The organism is Streptomyces sp. NPDC007264 (assembly GCF_042869095.1).
Lineage (GTDB): Bacteria > Actinomycetota > Actinomycetes > Streptomycetales > Streptomycetaceae > Streptomyces.
On record NZ_JBIAFD010000004.1, the window covers coordinates 442,775 to 461,752 of the forward strand.

Annotated in this window: 20 protein-coding genes; 8 read left to right on the forward strand and 12 right to left on the reverse strand. The window is 73.2% G+C overall.

The window, feature by feature from the left end:
• Positions 1 to 275: 275 nt before the first annotated feature.
• The 3 genes from ACFYMU_RS09135 to ACFYMU_RS09145 all read right to left on the reverse strand — a co-directional run bounded on the left by ACFYMU_RS09135 (position 276) and on the right by ACFYMU_RS09145 (position 3,664).
• Positions 276 to 1,796 (reverse strand): leucyl aminopeptidase, encoded by a 1,521-nt coding sequence (locus ACFYMU_RS09135; RefSeq protein WP_388370184.1) that lies wholly within the window; start codon positions 1,794 to 1,796, stop codon positions 276 to 278.
• A 356-nt stretch (positions 1,797 to 2,152) separates the two neighbouring features.
• Positions 2,153 to 2,758 carry an RDD family protein gene (locus ACFYMU_RS09140; RefSeq protein WP_388370187.1) on the reverse strand — a complete coding sequence of 202 codons (606 nt, stop codon included), beginning with the start codon at positions 2,756 to 2,758 and terminating at the stop codon, positions 2,153 to 2,155.
• A gap of 123 nt (positions 2,759 to 2,881) precedes the next feature.
• Entirely contained in the window at positions 2,882 to 3,664 is a 783-nt protein-coding gene (locus ACFYMU_RS09145; RefSeq protein ID WP_388370190.1) for an adenosylcobinamide-GDP ribazoletransferase, read from the reverse strand.
• A gap of 89 nt (positions 3,665 to 3,753) precedes the next feature.
• On the opposite strand from ACFYMU_RS09145, the gene ACFYMU_RS09150 reads away from it, so the two are divergent.
• On the forward strand, positions 3,754 to 4,515 hold the full coding sequence (locus tag ACFYMU_RS09150; RefSeq protein ID WP_388370193.1) for a hypothetical protein: 762 nt from the start codon (positions 3,754 to 3,756) through the stop codon (positions 4,513 to 4,515).
• On the opposite strand, the gene ACFYMU_RS09155 is transcribed toward ACFYMU_RS09150, so the two are convergent.
• The 3 genes from ACFYMU_RS09155 to cobT form a co-directional block, all read right to left on the reverse strand.
• Entirely contained in the window at positions 4,413 to 5,156 is a 744-nt protein-coding gene (locus ACFYMU_RS09155; RefSeq protein ID WP_388370195.1) for a hypothetical protein, read from the reverse strand. The two genes, ACFYMU_RS09150 and ACFYMU_RS09155, sit on opposite strands and share 103 nt — an antisense overlap.
• A gap of 10 nt (positions 5,157 to 5,166) precedes the next feature.
• Positions 5,167 to 6,981, reverse strand: a complete 1,815-nt coding sequence (locus ACFYMU_RS09160; RefSeq protein ID WP_388370198.1) for a phosphatidylglycerol lysyltransferase domain-containing protein — start codon at positions 6,979 to 6,981, stop codon at positions 5,167 to 5,169.
• 84 nt (positions 6,982 to 7,065) lie between these two features.
• Complete coding sequence (gene cobT, locus ACFYMU_RS09165) at positions 7,066 to 8,241, reverse strand: nicotinate-nucleotide--dimethylbenzimidazole phosphoribosyltransferase (protein ID WP_388370200.1); 1,176 nt, start codon at positions 8,239 to 8,241, stop codon at positions 7,066 to 7,068.
• A gap of 177 nt (positions 8,242 to 8,418) precedes the next feature.
• Between cobT and ACFYMU_RS09170 the strand changes: the two genes are divergently transcribed.
• The gene (locus ACFYMU_RS09170) at positions 8,419 to 9,471 is read left to right on the forward strand and encodes a class I SAM-dependent methyltransferase (protein WP_388370203.1); all 1,053 of its coding nucleotides are present in this window, start codon (positions 8,419 to 8,421) and stop codon (positions 9,469 to 9,471) included.
• Positions 9,472 to 9,527: 56 nt separating this feature from the next.
• On the opposite strand, the gene ACFYMU_RS09175 is transcribed toward ACFYMU_RS09170, so the two are convergent.
• A complete protein-coding gene (locus ACFYMU_RS09175; RefSeq protein ID WP_388370206.1) occupies positions 9,528 to 10,727 on the reverse strand; it encodes a bifunctional adenosylcobinamide kinase/adenosylcobinamide-phosphate guanylyltransferase in 1,200 nt (399 codons plus the stop codon).
• Between the two features lie 185 nt (positions 10,728 to 10,912).
• Between ACFYMU_RS09175 and ACFYMU_RS09180 the strand changes: the two genes are divergently transcribed.
• On the forward strand, positions 10,913 to 11,125 hold the full coding sequence (locus ACFYMU_RS09180) for a hypothetical protein (RefSeq protein ID WP_388370209.1): 213 nt from the start codon (positions 10,913 to 10,915) through the stop codon (positions 11,123 to 11,125).
• 156 nt (positions 11,126 to 11,281) lie between these two features.
• Here the strand turns inward: ACFYMU_RS09180 and ACFYMU_RS09185 are convergent, their stop codons facing one another.
• Positions 11,282 to 11,734, reverse strand: coding sequence for an Lrp/AsnC family transcriptional regulator (locus tag ACFYMU_RS09185; protein ID WP_388370212.1), 453 nt, complete (start codon positions 11,732 to 11,734; stop codon positions 11,282 to 11,284).
• A gap of 122 nt (positions 11,735 to 11,856) precedes the next feature.
• Between ACFYMU_RS09185 and ACFYMU_RS09190 the strand changes: the two genes are divergently transcribed.
• Positions 11,857 to 12,846, forward strand: coding sequence for an SMP-30/gluconolactonase/LRE family protein (locus tag ACFYMU_RS09190; RefSeq protein ID WP_388370215.1), 990 nt, complete (start codon positions 11,857 to 11,859; stop codon positions 12,844 to 12,846).
• Between the two features lie 11 nt (positions 12,847 to 12,857).
• Here the strand turns inward: ACFYMU_RS09190 and ACFYMU_RS09195 are convergent, their stop codons facing one another.
• Positions 12,858 to 13,559 carry a class I SAM-dependent methyltransferase gene (locus ACFYMU_RS09195; RefSeq protein ID WP_388370217.1) on the reverse strand — a complete coding sequence of 234 codons (702 nt, stop codon included), beginning with the start codon at positions 13,557 to 13,559 and terminating at the stop codon, positions 12,858 to 12,860.
• Positions 13,560 to 13,642: 83 nt separating this feature from the next.
• Positions 13,643 to 14,272, reverse strand: coding sequence for a DUF3043 domain-containing protein (locus tag ACFYMU_RS09200; protein WP_388370219.1), 630 nt, complete (start codon positions 14,270 to 14,272; stop codon positions 13,643 to 13,645).
• 299 nt (positions 14,273 to 14,571) lie between these two features.
• Between ACFYMU_RS09200 and ACFYMU_RS09205 the strand changes: the two genes are divergently transcribed.
• From ACFYMU_RS09205 to ACFYMU_RS09220, 4 genes are all read left to right on the forward strand, one after another.
• Entirely contained in the window at positions 14,572 to 15,369 is a 798-nt protein-coding gene (locus ACFYMU_RS09205; RefSeq protein WP_388370222.1) for a PspA/IM30 family protein, read from the forward strand.
• A gap of 39 nt (positions 15,370 to 15,408) precedes the next feature.
• Positions 15,409 to 15,687 carry a hypothetical protein gene (locus ACFYMU_RS09210; protein ID WP_388370224.1) on the forward strand — a complete coding sequence of 93 codons (279 nt, stop codon included), beginning with the start codon at positions 15,409 to 15,411 and terminating at the stop codon, positions 15,685 to 15,687.
• A gap of 282 nt (positions 15,688 to 15,969) precedes the next feature.
• Positions 15,970 to 17,205, forward strand: coding sequence for a sensor histidine kinase (locus ACFYMU_RS09215; RefSeq protein ID WP_388370227.1), 1,236 nt, complete (start codon positions 15,970 to 15,972; stop codon positions 17,203 to 17,205).
• Positions 17,206 to 17,227: 22 nt separating this feature from the next.
• Positions 17,228 to 17,908, forward strand: a complete 681-nt coding sequence (locus ACFYMU_RS09220) for a response regulator (RefSeq protein ID WP_388370230.1) — start codon at positions 17,228 to 17,230, stop codon at positions 17,906 to 17,908.
• Positions 17,909 to 17,916: 8 nt separating this feature from the next.
• Here the strand turns inward: ACFYMU_RS09220 and ACFYMU_RS09225 are convergent, their stop codons facing one another.
• Both ACFYMU_RS09225 and ACFYMU_RS09230 read right to left on the reverse strand, forming a co-directional pair.
• On the reverse strand, positions 17,917 to 18,114 hold the full coding sequence (locus tag ACFYMU_RS09225) for a DUF397 domain-containing protein (RefSeq protein WP_388370232.1): 198 nt from the start codon (positions 18,112 to 18,114) through the stop codon (positions 17,917 to 17,919).
• Positions 18,093 to 18,938: a helix-turn-helix domain-containing protein gene (locus ACFYMU_RS09230; RefSeq protein ID WP_388370234.1), complete on the reverse strand. Its 846-nt coding sequence runs from the start codon at positions 18,936 to 18,938 to the stop codon at positions 18,093 to 18,095. Before ACFYMU_RS09230 ends, ACFYMU_RS09225 begins: the two co-directional genes overlap by 22 nt.
• Between the last annotated feature and the right edge of the window lie 40 nt (positions 18,939 to 18,978).

An 18,978-nucleotide genomic window follows, 5' to 3' on the forward strand; every position in this document is an offset into this window, starting at 1 on the left:
GTACGCCGGTCGTCGACGACCGGCAGGCGGCTGGTGTCCGGCCGCTCTTGCTTCGGCCCTTCGATGGGGCCCTGTCCTGCCGAGACCCCATCTTCGCACTTGTCGGCGGCGTGCGGGACGCCGGGCCGGGTGTGTGAAACGTCGGATCCATCACGCCGGAAGGTCGCGTTTGCGGGTGATCGTACGGATTTGGCCGAGAGGTGGGCGCCCGTACGATGCGGCTGCGGCCCCGGGCTCCGTCGAACCCGGGGCCGCGCTCCCACGCGGGTGGGAAATCAGCCCAGGTCGCCCGAGGCGCTCAGCTCCGCGAGCCGGACCAGGGTGCGGACCGCCGAGCCCGTGCCGCCCTTGGGCGTGTACCCGAAGGGGGCCTGCTCGTTGAAGGCCGGGCCCGCGATGTCCAGGTGGGCCCAGGGGATGCCCTCGCCGACGAACTCCTTCAGGAACAGTCCGGCGACCAGTCCGCCGCCCATCCGCTCGCCCATGTTGGCGATGTCGGCCGTGGGGGAGTCCATGCCCTTGCGCAGGTGCTCGGGCAGCGGCATCGGCCAGGCGTCCTCGCCGGCCTCGCCCGCGGCCTCGTGGACCGCGGTGCGGAAGGCGTCGTCGTTCGCCATGATCCCGAAGATGCGGTTGCCGAGCGCCAGCATCATGGCGCCGGTCAGGGTCGCGACGTCCACGATCGCGTCCGGGTTCTCCTGCGAGGCCGCCCACAGCGCGTCGGCGAGGACCAGCCGGCCCTCCGCGTCGGTGTTGAGCACCTCCACGGTCTTGCCGCTGTACATGTGCAGCACATCACCCGGGCGGGTGGCGGAACCGGACGGCATGTTCTCGGCCAGGGCGAGCCAGCCGGTGAGGTCGACCTCGAGACCGAGGCGGGCGGCGGCCACGACCGCGGCGAAGACGGCCGCCGCGCCGCTCATGTCGCACTTCATGGTCTCGTTGTGACCGGCGGGCTTGAGCGAGATGCCGCCCGAGTCGTAGGTGATGCCCTTGCCGACGAAGGCCAGGTGCTTGCCGGCCCTGGCGTGCGTGTACGACAGCTTCACCAGGCAGGCGGGCGAGGCCGAGCCCGCGCCGACCCCGAGGATGCCGCCGTAGCCGCCCTTCTCCAGCGCCTTCGTGTCGAGCACCTGCACCTTGAGGCCGTGCTCCTTCCCCGCCGCCTGCGCGATGGCCGCGAAGGCCATCGGGGTGAGGTGGTTCGGCGGGGTGTTGATCAGGTCGCGGGCGCGGTTGAGTTCCTCGGCGACGGTGACGGCGCGCTCGACGGCCGCCTTGTACGCCTTGTCGCGGGGCTTGCCCCCGAGCACGGCCACCTCGGCGAGCGGGGACTTGGCGTTCTTCGCGGTCTTGCCGTTGTCCTTGAACGCGTCGAAGGTGTACGCGCCGAGCAGCGCGCCCTCACCGATGGCGCCGACGTCGGCGGCGCCGGTGACGGGCAGCGCGAAGACGGCCTTCTTGGAACCGGTGAGCGCTCGCGCCGCACAGCCCGCGGCGCGGCGCAGCGACTCGGCGGTGAACGCCTGGTCCTTCTCCGGCTCCGCACCGAGGCCCACCGCCACCACGACGGGCGCCTTGAAACCGGAGGGCGCGGGCAGCTTCGTCACCTCGCCCTCGGCGCCCGAGGCGCCCAGGGTCTGCAGGGTGGCGGCGAGCCGGCCGTCGTACGCCTGGTCCACGGCCTCGGCGCCCGGTGCGACGACCGGGCCCTGGGCGCCCTTCGCGACACCGACCACGATCGCGTCGGCCCGCAGGCCGGCCGCCGCGGCGGTGCTGAGAGTGAGAGCAGTCACGGTGGTGAAATCTCGCTTCCGATTGAGTTTCGGTGGCCGAACGGATGGGGTCGACCGGCCCGGGAACCGACCCTAGATCCCTCCGAACGTCCGGTCTCTGCCCGGGCTGGGAAATGCCCGGCACGAGCCTACGCGCGGGGGCCGGTTTCGCTCATTCCCTACGGATTTCGCCGCTGCGTGGCGCTGTGGCGACGCCCCGCCGCCCGCGCCGGGTGACCCGGGTCACACCGGAGGGCCGTGCTGCACCTGCCCGGCGCTCGGGCGCGCCGACCGTCGGTCGTGCACCGGTCCGGTACCCGGCGCGCCGGCCCGGTGCGTCTGTCCCGACCGCCGTCGGCCGGAGCGGAGTCGGACGCTCAGAAGGTACGGGCCGGCGGCACGGCCGCGGCGCCGCCGAACCGGAGCCCCTCCACCGCCGTGCCCGCCACCCGGTCGGCCAGGGAGCGGCGGCTGGGGGAGAGGACGGGCAGTGCGTTGAGGAAGAAGACCACCACCGCCACCAGCCAGACCAGCACCGAGAGCAGGAACTGGCCCTCGACGAGCAGGACACAGGCCAGGGCGTACACGGCCACGTCCGCGGTCGTCGTCACGGCGGCCCGCAGCGCGGCCCGGCGGGGGGCGGCCGGCGTCACCTTCAGACCGGTCAGCGCCTTGCCCAGGGTGCGCCCGGCGAGGGCCAGCGACGCCCACTGGTAGCAGAAGGTCGCGACCACCAGCAGCCCGAAGCCCTGTTCCACGTACAGCACCGTGGTGTGCCACAGCGAGAGCCCGAGGCCCTCCGACGCGTCGATGACGTCGCCCCGCGAGGTCAGCAGGTCCAGGCCGCCCTTCGTGGCGAGGCCGGGCACATCGGCGAAGAGCGCGGATATCCGGTGGAAGGTGAGCATCGCCAGCCCCGAGGCCGCCGCGACCACCAGGGCGAAGTCGATGAACCAGGCAAGGAAACGGCGGGTCTTCTGCACAGTCGTCCCCCGATGACGGTGAAGCGGATGGGTGATCGGTGCGTCACCCTAGCGCGCAAATCGGCTACGGAGAGCTGCAGTTGAACAGGTCTGCAGCGGGTCCGTGACGCACCCCCGCCCGGGTCACCCGAGGGAGAGCACCACCAGCGCGGCCGTCGCCGCCGTCTCCGCGAGTCCGCCGAACACATCGCCCGTCACCCCGCCGAAGCGCCGGACGCAGTGCCGCAGCAGCAGCTCCGCGGCGACGACCGCGACCACCACCGCGGCCGCCGTGCGGGCCGCCTCGTACGCCCCGCCGAGCGCGCCCCCGGCGGCCGCCGCCGCGGTGACGGCGACGGCCACCGCCAGGGCGGCCCGCACCGGCACCACCCCCGCGACCGCGGCCCCCAGCCCCTCCGGCCGGGCGGCCGGCACCCCGTGGCGCGCGGCCAGCGTCAGGGCCAGCCGGGCGGCGGCCGCCGAGACGACGGCGGCCAGGGCCCCGCGCGCCCATGTGTGGCCGTACGCCTGCGCGAGGGCCGCCACCTGGGCGAGCAGCACCAGCAGCAAGGTGATCACACCGAACGGCCCGATGTCGGACCGCTTCATGATCCGCAGCGCCTCCTCGGCGGGCTTACCGCTGCCGAGCCCGTCCGCGGTGTCCGCCAGCCCGTCCAGGTGCAGCCCCCGGGTCAGCACGGCCGGCCCGGCGGCTGCGGCCACGGCGGCGAGCAGCGGACCGGCACCCGCCAGGAGCAGGGCCGAGCCGAGCAGTCCGGCGAGCCCGCCGACCACCGCTCCGGCCAGCGGCGCGCACAGCATTCCGCCGCGCGCGGCCTCCCGGTCCCACCGGGTGACCCGGACGGGCAGCACGGTGAGGGTGCCGAAGGCGAAGCGGAGACCATGGCGGGAGGATGACGTGAACACGGGCCGCAGGGTACGGGACGGCGGTGCCCGGCCCGGGGCCGGGAGGGTGTGAACAGGCAGTTCAGGGGCGCCGCGGGCAGACTTGCCCCATGGGCGACTGGCTGCAGCGCAACATCGTCGAGCCGGGCAAGCTCCCCCTGCTCCTCGCGCTGGCCTCGTTCGTGCTGACGTTCGTGATCACCCGGGTCGTCACCCGGCTCATCCGGGCCGGCCGGGGCCCCTTCCGCAATGTGAAGGCGGGCGGCGTGCACATCCACCACGTCGTCCCCGGGGTCGTCCTCGTCGTCGTCGGAGGCTTCGGTGCGGTCGCCGGCCACCAGGGCGTCGGCTTCGGGATCTTCGCGGTCCTCTTCGGCACGGGCGCGGGCCTCGTGCTGGACGAGTTCGCCCTGATCCTGCACCTGGACGACGTCTACTGGACCGAGGAGGGCCGCCAGAGCGTCGAGGTCGTCGTGATCACCGCGGCCCTCGTCGGCCTGGTCCTGGCCGGGTTCGCGCCCTTCGGCGTCAACGACGTCTCGGCCGAGGAACTGCAGAACCGCGGCGGCGTCATCGTGACCGTCGCGGTGAACTTCCTCTTCTCCCTGCTCGCCCTGAGCAAGGGCAAGGCCCGCGTGGCGGTCTTCGGAGCGATCATCCCGCTGGTCGCCCTGGTCGGTGCCGTCCGCCTGGCCCGCCCCGGATCACCCTGGGCCCGGCGGTTCTACCGCCGCCGTCCGCGCGCCCGCGCCAGGGCCGGTCTGCGCGCCTACCGCCACGACCGCCGCTGGGCCGTCCCGCGCCGCAGGGTGCAGGACTGGATCGGCGGCAGGCCCGATCCGCGGCTCACCGGGCCGCCCGGCCGCCGGTGACGGCGCAGCGCGGACAGCCCGCACAGCGTCAGCACCGCCGCGATGGCGGCGATGTGCTCCTTGCCCGCGAGGTTCCCCTTCAGGACCAGCTCCCCGATCATCGCGGCGATCACCACGCCCCCGGTGAACAGCGCGCGATAGCGCCAGCACAGGAACACGGCGAGCCCGATCACCGCCGCCGACGGGCCGGTGTCGACGACCTGCGCGTCGGCCGCGGACAGCCCCAGCGGATGGTGCGGGCCCAGGCCGACGGCCACCCGCGCGTACAGCGTGCCGGCGAGCGTGGCGACGTACGCGATGACGAGCGTGCGCCACCAGCCCAGACAGATCTCGGCGATCCCGAACACGAAGAGGATCTGCAGCAGCGCGCCCCACACCGGCAGGTCCAGGGCCGGCACGAAGAGGGAGAGCGGAGTGCGCAGCAGGGCGCGCGGCAGCGGTTCCTCGGCCCGTACGGAGCCGACGGCCTGCACGAATCCGAAGCCCCACGGCCGGTTCTGCACGAACTGGAGAACCGACGTCAGGCACACGGCCCCCAGCGTCATGGGTATCGCCCGTCGGCTGCGCCCTGCCAGGGCCCGGCGCACGGTGGTGCACAGCTGCCCCCCTTCGGCACGGACCAGGCGGGCGAGGATGCTCATCCAGCGGTCCTCATCTGTCCGGCTCCCCTCTTCGGTGCGACTGGAGGTGCTTGCGGTGCAGCCACTTCGGCAGCCCCGGAGCCTCCAGGAACCCCTCGGCGCGTGCCGAGGCGACGCCGATGCGCAGCAGGTCCGCGCTCTTCTCGAAGAGCAGGAACCGGGGTTCCCAGATGGGTCGGTACTTCGCGTTGGCCCGGTACAGCGACTCGATCTGCCACCAGCGCGAGAAGAAGCTGAGCAACGAGCGCCACAGCCGCAGCACCGGTCCGGCGCCGAGGCGCGCACCACGTTCGAAGACGGATCGGAACATCGCGAAGTTGAGCGACACCTGGCTCACGCCGATCTCCCGGCCGCGGCGCAGCAGTTCGATCACCATGAACTCCACGAGGCCGTTCTCGCAGTCCCGGTCGCGTCGCATCAGATCGAGGGAGAGCCCGTGCGGCCCCCACGGCACGAAGGACAGCAGCGCCCGCAGCCTGCCGTCGGCGTCCGTGCACTCGAGCATCACGCACTGCCCGTCCTCGGGGTCGCCCAGCCGCCCCAGCGCCATGCTGAACCCGCGCTCGGTGGCGCCGTCGCGCCAGTCGTCGGCCTTGTCGAGGAGGTACGCCATCTCGTCGGCGGGAACGGCCGCGTGACGCCTGATGCGGACGGTGTACCCGGCGCGTCGCACGCGGTTGCACGCCTGCCGCACGGTGCGCATCGCCCGCCCTTCGAGGGTGAACTCGCCGACGTCCACGATGGCCTCGTCACCGAGTTCCAGCGCGTCCAGCCCGTGCCGCGCGTACACGGTCCCCGCCTCCTCGCTCGCGCCCATCACGGCCGGGATCCAACCGTGCGCGCGTGCCTCGGCGAGCCACTGCTCGATGGCGCCGGGCCAGGCCTCCGGATCGCCGAGGGGATCGCCGGAGGCGAGCGAGACGCCGCCGACGACGCGGTACACGACCGCCGCCTTCCCGGTGGGCGACCAGATCACGCTCTTCTCCCGGCGCAGCGCGAAGTACCCGAGCGAGTCCCGGGCACCGTGCGCGGCGAGCAGGGCCCGCAGCCGCCTCTCGTCGTCCTCGGTGATGGGGTCGACGGCGCGCCGGGAGCGGAAGGCGGCGTACAGGACGGCGAGGACGAGCAGCGTGCTGAAGGCGTTGACGGTGACGTTCGCCCAGTTGGGTGTGGCGATCCCGGGATGGTGGGCGCTGCTGCCGGCGGCGACCGAGACGAGCCGCATCGCGCCGTAGCGCCAGCGGTCCGTGAAGGTCGAACGGCGGGCGTCCGGCGCGGTGTTGGCGACGGTCACCAAGAGCGCGGCGAGCAGCGAGGAGACGAGCAGGCCGCCGACGGCGACGACGGCGGCCAGCCGGGGATTGGACCGGTCGCCCCTGGCGTAGAACTCCCGCCGTCCCACGAGGAGCGAGCCGACGAAGACCGCGGTGAGCAGCAGGGAGATCCAGTTCTGCGCGTACTGCCGGATCTCGGGGAAGGCCATGGCGAACGCGAACAGCACCAGGAACGGGCCGCTGAGCGCGAGGTTGAGGATCCAGGCGGCCCGTTTGCGCCGCCGCATGGTGACCGCGAGGAACATGGTGAACACGCCCGAGGCGAAACCCGCGGTCAGCAGGTACGGCGTGAAGAGGTCGGCGTGGTTGTGGCGCCGCACGTCCTGCCCCAGCGCCACCCACACGGCGGAGAGGAAGTTGATGAACGTGACGGCGCGCAGGTACCAGACCGCGAACGCGGCGGCCCGCAGGGAGGCCCGACCGGACCGCCGTGTCCCGTCCGCCGACCGAACCGCGCGTTCCCGCTCCGCAGTAAACAGGGCATCTCCCATGAAGGGGGATGATATGGGGCATTCGGGGGCGTACCGGGGAGCGATACGAGAGGGAATCCGCCGGGCCGGACGCGGCCCGCCCGGTTACTCGCCCTTCTCCTCGTTCCCCTCCTGCCCCTGCCCCTGCCCCTGCCCCTGCCCCTGCCCCTGCCCCTGCCCCTGCCCCTGTTCCTGCTCCTGTTCCTGTTCCTTCTCCTGCCCTTGCTCCTTCTCCTCGTCGTGGCCGGGCAGCTCCGCGGCCAGTGCGGCCGCCGCCTGCACCAGCGGCAGCGCCAGCAGCGCTCCCACCCCCTCGCCGACGGTCACCCCGTGGTCGAGCAGCGGCTCCATGGCCATCCGGTCCAGCGCCTTCGCCTGCGCCGGCTCCCCGCTCGTGTGCCCGGCCAGCCACCAGTCCGGCGCGCGGAACGCGATCCGCTGGGCGACCAGCGCGCACGCCGCCGACACCACACCGTCCAGGACCACCGGGGTCCTGCGCACCGCGCACTGCAACAGGAAGCCCGTCATCGCGGCCAGATCGGCCCCGCCCACGGCCGCCATCAACTGCAACTGATCGCCCAGCACCGGTCGGGCCCGCCGCAGCGCGTCCCGTACCGCCGCGCACTTGCGCATCCAGGCCAGGTCGTCGATCGCCAGGCCGCCCCGCCCGGTCACCACCGATGCGTCCGTCCCGCACAGGGCGGCGATCAGCACGGCCGCGGGCGTCGTGCCGCCGACGCTGACATCGCCGAGGACCACCAGGTCCGTGCCGGCGTCCGCCTCCTCGTCCGCGACCGCGATCCCCGCCCGGAACGCCGCCTCCGCCTCCTGGAGCGTCAGCGCGTCCTCGACGTCGATCCGCCCGCTGCCACGCCGCACCCGATGCCGTACGACGTCCTCCGGCAACTCCCGCGGATCGCAGTCCAGCGCCATGTCGACCACCCGCACGGGCACGTTCTGCCGCCGCGCCAGGATCGCCACCGGGCCGGCGCCCTCCAGCACCGCCCGCACCAGGAGGGCCGCGCTGCCCGCGGGCCGCCTCGACACGCCGAGGGCGGCGATCCCGTGGTCGCCCGCGAACAGCACCGCGCGCGGCCGCTCGATCGGCCGCACCGGTACCGCGGACTGCGCGGCCGACAGCCACTCACCCAGGTCGTCGAGGCGGCCCAGCGCCCCCGGCGGCACGGTCCGACGCTCCCGGCGCGCCTCGGCGTCGCGGCGCACCCCGGCGTCGGGGCGCTCGATCAGGTCGGTGAAGTCGTCGAGATTAAGCGAGCTCATTCGCCGAACAGTACCGGCAGGGATCGAACGCGGCGGCGCCATGCCGGTGGCACCTCCCCGCCTCCGCGAGCGGAGCCCCGTACGTACCGTTTGGGCACGTATTGTCGTTCTCCCTCGTGGTCGTACACCGCCCTCCGCCTTCGCCCTCCGCCCGCCGCACCCGCACAGGAGCCGCCCATGCACCCGACCCCGCCGACGGACGGCGCGCACGATGCCGGGCACCCCGCCGAACTCGCCGGTGACACCGCCGGGTTGCCCCGGCTGCGCCGCCGGGGCTGCCCCTGGTGCGGTTCGACGAGGCTGCGCACCCCGCTGCGCGTGCCGGACCCGGGGCGGCGCGGGGCGGGCGCGCTCGGCGTGGACGAGTGCCGGGACTGCGCCCACGTCTTCCGCGTCCCCCACCGCACCGAGGCGTTCCCCGCCGTCCCCCGCCCCCACGCGCCCGATCCGTGCCCCGACGGACCCGCCGAACGCGTCCTCGCCGGCCGCGCGGGCGCCCGGCGCCACCAAGCGGCGGCCCGCGCCATGCTGCCCTTCCCGGAACCGGAGAGCTGGCTCGACATCGGCACCGGGCACGGGTACTTCCCCGAGGCGGCACGGGAGCTCCACCCCTACACGTCGTTCGACGGACTCGACCCCTCCCACCGCGTCGAGGAGGCGCAGGCCGCGGGCCGCGTCGAGGAGGCCCACCGCGGCCACCTCACCGACCCGGAGATCATCGGACGGCTGCGCTCCCGCTACGACGTCGTGAGCATGCTCCACCACCTGGAGCGCACCCCCGACCCGCGCGCGGAACTGCGCGCCGCCCTGACGGTGCTGCGGCCGGGCGGCCATCTGCTCATCGAAGCCGCCGATCCCGACTGCGCGTTCCGCGCCCTGCTCGGCCGACGGTGGGCGCCCTACGGCCGGCCCGGCCACCTCCATCTGATGCCGCTGCGCAACCTGCTGGCCGAACTCGAAGCCCTGGGCTGCACCGTCCGGCGCACCGACCGCCGCGAGCCGCACACGCCGTACGACCTCGCCGGCGCCCTCGCGCCGGCCCTGGCCCGCGTGCCGCCGGCCCCCGGCACCCCTCGGCGCCCGCTGCGCACGGCCCTGAGAGGGGCCGCCGCACCGCTGCTCGCGACGGCCACCGCCCTGGACCACACGCTCGCACCCCTGGCGCGGCGCACCCGCTTCGCCAACGCCTACCGGATCGTCGCCCGCACCCCGCCCTCAGAAAGGCCCTAGCCGGGAGGGCCCTGGCCGGGAGGGCCCTGGCCGGGAGGGCCCTGGCCGGGAGGGCCCTAGCCGCGCAGCGGCAGCGCCTGCCCGGCCACCACCAGCAGCACCTGCTCGCACTCCGCCGCGAACACCGCGTTCAGACGGCCGAGTTCGTCCCGGTAGCGGCGGCCCGACGCCGTGGCCGGCACGATGCCGGAGCCGACCTCGTTCGAGACGGCGACGAGGGTCCGGCGGGTGGCGCGGACCGCCGCCGCGAGCTCCTCCACCCGCGCCCGCAGCGCCCGCTCGCCACCGTCCGACCACTCCGCGTCGTCCCACGCGTTCACCGCGTCCATCGCGTCGGTCAGCCACAGCGCCAGACAGTCGATCAGCAGCGGCGGCCCGTCCTGCGCCAGCAGCGGTACGAGATCGCAGGTCTCACGGGTCCGCCAGGACCCCGGCCGCCGCTCCCGGTGCGCGGCCACCCGCGCCGCCCACTCGGTGTCCCCGCTCCGCGATCCGCCCGTCGCCACGTACAGCACGTCCGGGAACGCCGCCAGCCGCCGCTCCGCCTCCGCGGACTTGCCCGACCGCGCCCCGCCCAGCACGAGGGTGCGCCGCGGCACGTCCGGGACGTCCTCGTAGGCGCCCACGGTCAGTGTCGTCCCGTCCGGCGCCACCCGAGCGCCTGCCGCCGCGAGCCGCCGCCGCAGCTCGGCGCCCGGCGGCACGTCGTGGTCGAGGTGCACGGCGATGACGTCGGTGGTGGGCCCGAGCGCCCCCGCCGCACGCAGCTTCGCCAGCGCGTCCGGCCGCCCCACGACGTCCGCGACCACCATGTCGTACGGCTCCGCCGGCCCCTCCAGGCCCGCCGGTGCGGCACCCGGCGGCAGATACAGCAGCCGCTGCCCCTCCGGTCCGGTCACCGCGTAGCCGGTGCCCGGCGCGTCCGTCGCCAGCGCCCGCACCCGGTGCCCGGTCAGCAGCGCCAACTCCCGTCCGTCCGGCACGCGCCCGGGCTGCGGCAGGTCGGCCGGGACCTCGACCGCCGGCCCGTCGTGCGGATGCGACAGCAGCACCTGCCGTACGCCGGCCAGCGAGTGCCCGGCCCGCGCCGCCGCGAACGCCGCCCCGGGAGTGAGGTCGAGCAGCAGCGTCCCGTCCACGAGCACGGCGGTCGCAGCCCGCGTCTCCTCCCCCAGCGCACGCGCACAGGCCGCGCAGGGACAGTCGGGGCGGGGGAGTCCCGCGGGGGCACCGGTGCCGAGCAGAGTCACGTTCACGGAGCCGATTTTCCCGGGTCGCCGCAGGCGACGCGCGCCCAGGTCCGCCCCCGCGGGCCCGCGGCCGCGCGCCCCCATGATCCACGGTCTTCTCCTCCCGGCCGGGGGGAACACATAGGCTCGGGGGAGCGGCCGGACCCGTATCCGGCTCGTGCTCTGCGTGTGCTCACATCTGGGAGGCGTACATGGTGGCGTGGACGTGGCGGTTCGAGAAGGCCGACGGGACGGAGGTCCAGCCCGCGGTCGCGCCCGAGGAGTTCTCCACGCAGGGGGACGCCGAGTCCTGGCTCGGGGAGCACTGGAAGGAACTGCTCGCCGGGGGCGCCGACCAGGTGCGGCTGTTCGAGGACACGACGGAGATCTACGGTCCGATGAGCCTGCACGCCGACGAGTCGTAGACCGTCGGGTGCGGCCGACCGGCCCGGCCACGGGTGGGGGCATCGGTCTCGCGCGGCAGGACGGCGGCCCGTACGACCTCGATGGCGTCGTACAGGCCGCCCGCCCCGGCTGAGACCGAGAAGGGCGGGTAGCGGGCGCCGCACAAGATCAGAGGGTCACCCCTCGTCCCCGGGCTGCGGGGAGACCGGCCGCTCGAAGAGGGTCTCCAGCACCACCGTGGCCTGTGTCCCGCTGACCCCGTCGACGGCGTAGATCCGGCGCAACACGTCCTGCAACTGCCCGGTGGTCCCGGTCCTGACCTTCACCAGCAACGAGGCGCTGCCGGCGATGACGTGCGCCTCCAGAATCTCGGGGAGCGCGGCGAGCTCCTTGGCCGAATCGCCCATCCACGAGGTCGACTCGACCATCACATAGGCCAGGACGCCGCTCCCCACCGCCTCCGGGTCCACCTCGGCCATGGTGCGTCGGATGACGCCGCTCTCCCGCAGCTTCCGCACGCGCTCATGAGCGGCGCCGGCTGAGAGGCCGACGGCCTGACCCAGCGCGGCGTAGGACTGGCTGGCGTCCCGCTGCAGCTGCGCCAGCAGGGCACGGTCGACCTGATCCACGGCTCTCCATTCAGTATTTCCTTGCAGAAACCATATCTCATGCTGCACTCTTCGCTATGTGCCAAACCATGTTTGGTTCTCGACCTCGTGGAGGGGGAGACTGTGGAGGGGGAGACTTCCGTATGACCGACGAGCGCCCCGGGCTGTACGAGATGTTCGACGACCGGTTCCGTACCGGGCGGTGCATGAACGGTGACGAAGGGCTGGAGCTCCTGTACACCGGCTGCCGTTGGGCCGAGGGGCCGGTCTACCTGCCGGCCTGGCGGCAGGTGATCTGGAGCGACATACCCAACGACCGGATGCTGCGCTGGGACGAAGAGACCGGCACGGTCGGTGTCTTCCGACGCGGCGCCGGGCACACCAACGGCAACACCGTCGACCGCCAGGGCCGGCTGGTCACCTGCGAACAGGGCAACCGCCGGGTGACCCGGACCGAACACGACGGCACCATCACCGTGCTGGCCGACCGATGGCAGGGCAAGCGCCTGAACAGCCCCAACGACGCGGCGGTGAAGTCCGACGGCTCGATCTGGTTCTCGGACCCGGACTTCGGCATCACCAGCGACTACGAGGGCTATCGCGCTGTCGGCGAGATCGGCTCCAACAACCTCTACCGCATCGATCCCGCCACCGGCGAGGTGCGGTTGGTCGCCGACTGCTTCGGCGCACCGAACGGCCTGGTGTTCTCGCACGACGAGCGGCGACTGTTCGTCTCCGACACCCGGGCCGGCCACATCCGGGTCTTCGACGTACGCGAGGAGGGCACGCTGTCCGCCGGCGAGGTCTTCGCCGAGGCCGGGGCGCGTGCGAAGGCCCGCTTCGACAACCTCCGCCTCGACGACGCGGGGCGCCTCTGGGCCGCCGCGATGGGCGACGGAGTGCACTGCTACGACCCCGACGGCACTCTGATCGGGCGCCTCGACGTCCCCGAGTCGGTCGCCAACATCGCCTGGGGCGGCGCCAAGCGAAACCGCCTCTTCATCGCCGCGGAGACCAGCCTCTATTCGGTGGTCATGGGCGTCACGGGCACGCACCCGACCGGACCGGGGCACCGTCCCTGGCTGGATTCGAAGGCCGGGTGGGGTCATGGGAAGAACCGCCGGACGGGCTGATCCGGCAGCACTCAGCCGCGTACCCCGCACAGATGCAGCAGCGCGGCCACCCGCCGGTACGGGTCCGTGCGCCCGGCACGCTCCTCCACGGCCAGCAGGCGCTCCACGTCCTGCGGGGCCTCCGCCCCGTCCGCCGCCGTGTCGGTGAAGACGCGCACGCCGTACCACGCGTGCAGCGGCGCCCCGATCCCCGCGAGCGTCGCGGTCAGGGCCTCCAGCCGGTCGGCCCGCACCTCGAGCCCCAGCCGGTTCGTATAGGCGGTGGTGTCGAAGGCGGCCAGCGCCGTGCCCCAGTCCCCGTACAGGCCGGGCCGCATCGCCAGCGCGTCCCCGTTGCGGACGAGCAGCGACAGCAGTCCGCCGGGTGCGAGCATCCGGGCCAGCCCCGCCACCAGCGGATCGGGTTCCTCGACGTACATGAGCACCCCGTGGCACAGCACCAGGTCGAAGCTGCCGGGCAGGAAGTGCACCCCCGTGTCCCGCCCGTCGCCCTCGATGATCCGCACGCGTTCCCGGATGCCCTCGGGCTCGCCGGACAGGGCCTCGCGGGCCGCGGCGACCATCGTCGGATCCTGTTCGACCCCGGTGACCTGGTGCCCGGCCCTGGCCAGGCGCAGCGCCTGCGTGCCCTGGCCCATCCCCACGTCCAGCACCCGCAGCCGCCGGCCGACCGGGAACCGCCCGGCTATCTGCTCGTCGAGCTGCCGGGCCACCAGTTCCTGCCGTACGACGTCACGCAGACCGCCGAGACGGCTCAGCCAGGCGTCTGCCGCATCCCCGGAGAACGCAGCCGCGCTCAGGACCGCTCTCCGCGCTTGACCTGCGGCTTCGGCAGCCGAAGGCGACGCATCTGCAGGGAGCGCATCAGGGCGTAGGGGATCGCGCCCCTCTTGTTCTGGTCGGGGAAGCGCTCGTTGAGCTGCTTCCTCAGCCGGAACCCGGAGACGATCGAGTCGAGCACGATGAGAACGATCACGACGAGCCACAGCATCAGGGCGATGCTCTGCATCGAGGCCACCCGCACCATGCTCAGCACGAGGATGACCACGGCCATCGGCAGGAAGAACTCGGCGACGTTGAAGCGGGCGTCGACGAAGTTGCGGGCGAACTTGCGGACCGGGCCCTTGTCCCGCGCAGGAAGGTACCGCTCGTCACCGCCGGCCAGCGCCTGGCGCTGCTTCTCCAGCTGGACGCGACGCTCCTCGCGCTGCCGTTTGGCGGCGTCCTTGCGCGTCGTCGAGGTATTGGCGACGCTGCGACGCTGGCTCTGGGCCTCACTGCGCTTGGGCGTCGGCCGGCCCTTCGGGGCCTGCGGGTCACGGGGCTGCTTGGAGTCGGTCACCGGCGCCTTGTCGGCGACCTGGGCCTTCTCTTCCTTGGCACGGCTACGGAACACAAAGCCCAAGGGTACGGGGTGTCCACGCATGGACCCCGGTTCCGTGGGGAACGATCCGGCAACACCGGTCGTCTGTACCGGGACAGAGGGGCCTCAAAGGGAAGAGCGCCGGCGCTCTTCCGGAAGGCGGCTGAGGGAATCCGGTAGTCACCCCGTACGTACCCCGGGGGGCACCTACTCCCTACGCCGGAGCGGGACCGCCACGCAGTCGTCCTTGCGGATGACCGCATCCGTCCTCGAACAGTGCGGTAATGGAGGCAGGGCCCGTACTGTGGGTTCTGTTGCAGACCGGTGAGCTGGAGTCCGTCAGAAGGGGGCGCGCGAAGCCCATGAGCGGTGTCATGAAGCGTATGGGGATGATCTTCCGCGCGAAGGCGAACAAGGCCCTTGACCGGGCCGAGGACCCGCGCGAGACCCTCGATTACTCGTACCAGAAGCAGCTGGAGCTGCTCCAGAAGGTGCGTCGCGGCGTCGCGGACGTGGCGACGAGCCGCAAGCGCCTCGAACTGCAGCTCAACCAGCTCCAGAGCCAGTCCACCAAGCTCGAGGACCAGGGCCGCAAGGCGCTCGCCCTCGGCCGCGAGGACCTGGCCCGCGAGGCGCTGTCCCGGCGGGCCGCGCTCCAGCAGCAGGTGACCGATCTGGAGACCCAGCACCAGACCCTGCAGGGCGAGGAGGAGAAGCTCACCCTGGCGGCCCAGCGTCTCCAGGCCAAGGTGGACGCCTTCCGCACGAAGAAGGAGACCATCAAGGCCACCTACACCGCGGCCCAGGCGCAGACCCGGATCGGCGAGGCGTTCTCCGGCATCTCCGAGGAGATGGGCGACGTCGGCCTGGCGATCCAGCGCGCCGAGGACAAGACGGCCCAGCTCCAGGCCCGCGCGGGCGCCATCGACGAACTGCTCGCCTCGGGCGCGCTGGACGACCCGTCCGGCATGGCCAAGGACGACATCCAGGCCGAGCTGGACCGGCTCTCCGGCGGCACGGACGTCGAGCTGGAGCTGCAGCGCATGAAGGCGGAGCTGGCCGGGGGCTCGGCCACGCAGCCCCAGGCCATCGAGGGCGGCACCGGCCAGGGCCAGTCCTCGTCCCAGCCGCAGGACACGCCGCGCTTCGACAAGCAGTAGCCCAGTCATCCACCGGGTCCCACGCCTGAGGAGGGCGACATGATCGTGCGGATCATGGGGGAGGGGCAGGTGCAGCTCGACGATGCCCACTTCACCGAACTGAACAAGCTCGACGACGAACTGCTCCGGGAGGTGGAGGGCGGTGACGAGCAGGGCTTCCGCCGCACGCTGACCGCCCTTCTGGACGCGGTCCGCCGCCTGGGCGCTCCGCTGCCGGACGACGCCCTGGAACCGTCGGAGCTGATCCTGCCGTCGCCGGAGGCGAGCCTCGCGGAGGTCCGCGAGATGCTGAACGACGGCGGCCTGATCCCGGACTGAGCGCACGGCTCGGCCGGGGCCGCGCCGTACCGGCCCGTCCGGTGCCTGAAGTGGGGCACCGCTCGGCCGGGGCCGGCCGTACCAGCCCGTCCGTGGGGCACCGCTCGGCCGGGGCCGGCCGTACCAGCCCGTCCGGCGCTTGAGGACGAGGCCGTCCGGGCCGAAGCGGGGGTGCGGGGGCGGCAGCCCCCGCACGGCACGCCCACGCCGGGCACCGCTCACCCCCGGGCGCCCCGACCCGACCGTTCCGCCCGGCGCAGCCGCCCCGTACCGTGAACAAGCGTGAGCACCCTGGAACGCACCCGGTGCCGAATGCGCGCCCACCCCCTGGCCCTGGACGCCGCCCTCGCCTTCGGCGTCCTCGTCTGCATGGTGGCCGGTTCCTTCCTCGACCCTCACGCCGAGGACGGCTCCTTCTGGGGCACCCGAACCCCGAGCGCCCTCAGCATCGCCCTCATGGTGCTCGGAGCGGCGGCGCTCGTCCTGCGCCGGCGCGCCCCCCTGACCGTCCTGGCGGTCACGGCGTCCCTCTCCCTCGTGGAACTCGTCGCCGACGACCCGCGCGCCCCCGTGGCCATGTCGGCCGTGATCGCGCTCTACACCGTCGCCTCCACCACCGACCGGCCCACCACCTGGCGGGTCGGCCTGCTCACCATGACCGTCCTGACCGGCGCCGCCATGCTGGACGGCCCGCTGCCGTGGTACGCGCAGGAGAACCTGGGCCTGTTCGCCTGGACGGGCATGGCCGCGGCCGCCGGCGACGCCGTGCGCAGCCGCCGCGCCTTCGTGGACGCCATCAGGGAGCGCGCCGAGCGGGCGGAACGCACCCGCGAGGAGGAGGCCCGGCGCCGTGTCGCCGAGGAGCGGCTGCGCATCGCCCGCGACCTGCACGACGTCGTCGCCCACCACATCGCACTGGTCAATGTGCAGGCCGGGGTCGCCGCGCACGTCATGGACCGGCGGCCCGACCAGGCGAAGGAGGCGCTGGCCCACGTCCGCGAGGCCAGCCGCTCCGCGCTCAACGAGCTGCGCGCCACCGTCGGCCTGCTCCGGCAGTCCGGTGACCCCGAGGCCCCCACCGAGCCCGCTCCCGGGCTGGCCCGCCTCGACGAACTCGCCGACACCTTCCGCAACGCCGGTCTCCCGGTCGAGGTCGCCCGGGCCGACCACGGCGCCACGCTGCCCGCCGCCGTCGACCTGGCCGCGTACCGCGTCGTCCAGGAGGCCCTGACCAATGTGCAGAAGCACGCGGGCCACGCGGCGAAGGCCGAGGTCAGCGTCGTCCGTGTGGGACCGAACGTGGAGATCACGGTCCTCGATGACGGAACGGGCGAGGACACCGGGCAGCGCGGGGACGACGAGGGGCACGGCGGGCACGGACTGCTCGGCATGCGGGAGCGGGTCACCGCCCTCGGCGGCGCCCTCACCGCGGGTCCCCGCTACGGGGGCGGCTTCCGGGTCCATGCGATCCTGCCGCTCAGGAACCACACGGCGGCGACAGCCGGGGGAACCGTGTGACCACCGCCCAGGGAGGGCCCGTATGACCATCCGCGTCCTGCTCGCCGACGACCAGGCGCTGCTGCGCAGCGCCTTTCGCATACTCGTCGACTCGGAGCCGGACATGGAGGTGGTGGGCGAGGCGTCCGACGGCGCCGAGGCGGTACGGCTGGCCGGGGAGCAGCGGGCCGACGTCGTCCTCATGGACATCCGGATGCCCGGCACGGACGGCCTCGCCGCCACCCGGCTGATCAGCGCCGACCCGGCCCTCGCCCAGGTGCGGGTGGTCATCCTGACGACCTTCGAGGTGGACGACTACGTCGTGCAGTCGCTGCGCGCCGGGGCGTCCGGCTTCCTCGGCAAGGGGGCCGAGCCCGAGGAACTGCTCAACGCCATCCGGGTCGCGGCCGGCGGCGAGGCGCTGCTGTCGCCCGCCGCCACCAGGGGGCTCATCACCCGGTTCCTGGCCCAGGGCGACGTCGACGACGGCCGCGACCCGGCCCACTCCGGCCGGCTCGACACCCTCACCGGCCGCGAGCGCGAGGTGCTGATCCAGGTCGCTGGCGGCCACTCCAACGACGAGATCGCCGAACGCCTGGAGGTCAGCCCGCTCACGGTGAAGACACACGTCAACCGGGCCATGTCGAAGCTCGGCGCCCGCGACCGGGCCCAACTCGTCGTCATCGCCTACGAGTCCGGGCTGGTGCGCCCGAGGGCGGACTGACCGCCGCCCTACGCCTTCAGCGAGTCGACGAACACGTCCCAGACGGCGGCCGGGACGACGATCACGGGGCCGTGAGGGTTCTTGCTGTCGCGTACGGGGACGACACCGGGGAGGTCGTCGGCGACCTCGACGCATTCGCCCCCGTTCGCATTGCTGTAGCTGCTCCGACGCCACCGCAGGGAGTTCAGCTCGGGGGTGTGTCGCATGGTTGGCAGTCCTCCATCGCCTGTCGGATCAGCTCTGCCGACGCGGCCGGTGGGAGGGCGTTGGCGCGGAGGACTTCGTACCGCCGCCGCCACTTCTTCACCGAGTCCCGGTCCTCGTGGAGGTGACCGACCTCGATGCCCTCTTCATAGGCCACGGTGGAGCCGTTGGGAAGGGTCAGCAGGGTCAGCGCGCCGCCCATCAGGTAGTGCGGACCGGCACTGAAGGGCATCACCTGGACCTTGCTGTCCGGAGTATCCACCTGCGCGAGCAGCGAGGCCAGTTGTTTGTACATGCACTCCCGACCGCCGAACGGCCGCCGGAGGACCGCCTCGTCGATGATCGCCCAGCGGAGCGGGGGCTCTGTGGAGTTGAGCCGGTCCTTGCGGGACATACGGGCGTTGACGAGTTCCTCCACCTTTGCCCTGGGCAGCTCTTCTCGGAGGCTGAGCTGGGCTTCGGCGTACTCTTTCGTCTGCAACAGCCCTGGCAGGGTCTGCGCTCCGAAATTCTCGACGACCTCGGCCTGCGCCTCGAAGTCCATGAACCGCCGGTACTGGTCCGGATGCGCCTCGCGCTTGGCCAGCTGGTACAGCCCGTGGAAGTGCCGGTCCGTGCCGAACGCGGCGTCGAGCCGGTCGGGCAGGTCCGGCGGTGGCATCAACTCCGCCGTCTCGACGCGTGCCAGTGTGCTCTTGCTGGAGTTGAGGATGTCCGCGAGCTGCAGCAGCGACAGCCTGGCGGCCTCACGGTGGCGGCGCTGCTCGGCGCCGAAGTAGTGGCGGGCGGAGAGGTAGGGGGTCAGGGTCTGCGGCTTGAACGTCATCGGTCTCGCCTCCCGGGCTGATCGTCCCGTTCCCGACGAC

Excerpts from the sequence above, each read along its gene's own strand:
- ACFYMU_RS09225 (WP_388370232.1), bottom strand. The coding sequence starts at position 18,114 with ATGCGACACACCCCCGAGCTGAACTCCCTGCGGTGGCGTCGGAGCAGC.
- ACFYMU_RS09230 (WP_388370234.1), bottom strand. The coding sequence starts at position 18,938 with ATGACGTTCAAGCCGCAGACCCTGACCCCCTACCTCTCCGCCCGCCAC.
- ACFYMU_RS09210 (WP_388370224.1), top strand. The coding sequence starts at position 15,409 with ATGATCGTGCGGATCATGGGGGAGGGGCAGGTGCAGCTCGACGATGCC.
- ACFYMU_RS09190 (WP_388370215.1), top strand. The coding sequence starts at position 11,857 with ATGACCGACGAGCGCCCCGGGCTGTACGAGATGTTCGACGACCGGTTC.
- ACFYMU_RS09205 (WP_388370222.1), top strand. The coding sequence starts at position 14,572 with ATGAGCGGTGTCATGAAGCGTATGGGGATGATCTTCCGCGCGAAGGCG.
- ACFYMU_RS09170 (WP_388370203.1), top strand. The coding sequence starts at position 8,419 with ATGCACCCGACCCCGCCGACGGACGGCGCGCACGATGCCGGGCACCCC.
- ACFYMU_RS09150 (WP_388370193.1), top strand. The coding sequence starts at position 3,754 with ATGGGCGACTGGCTGCAGCGCAACATCGTCGAGCCGGGCAAGCTCCCC.
- ACFYMU_RS09200 (WP_388370219.1), bottom strand. The coding sequence starts at position 14,272 with ATGCGTGGACACCCCGTACCCTTGGGCTTTGTGTTCCGTAGCCGTGCC.
- ACFYMU_RS09155 (WP_388370195.1), bottom strand. The coding sequence starts at position 5,156 with ATGAGCATCCTCGCCCGCCTGGTCCGTGCCGAAGGGGGGCAGCTGTGC.
- ACFYMU_RS09180 (WP_388370209.1), top strand. The coding sequence starts at position 10,913 with ATGGTGGCGTGGACGTGGCGGTTCGAGAAGGCCGACGGGACGGAGGTC.
- cobT (WP_388370200.1), bottom strand. The coding sequence starts at position 8,241 with ATGAGCTCGCTTAATCTCGACGACTTCACCGACCTGATCGAGCGCCCC.
- ACFYMU_RS09220 (WP_388370230.1), top strand. The coding sequence starts at position 17,228 with ATGACCATCCGCGTCCTGCTCGCCGACGACCAGGCGCTGCTGCGCAGC.
- ACFYMU_RS09160 (WP_388370198.1), bottom strand. The coding sequence starts at position 6,981 with ATGGGAGATGCCCTGTTTACTGCGGAGCGGGAACGCGCGGTTCGGTCG.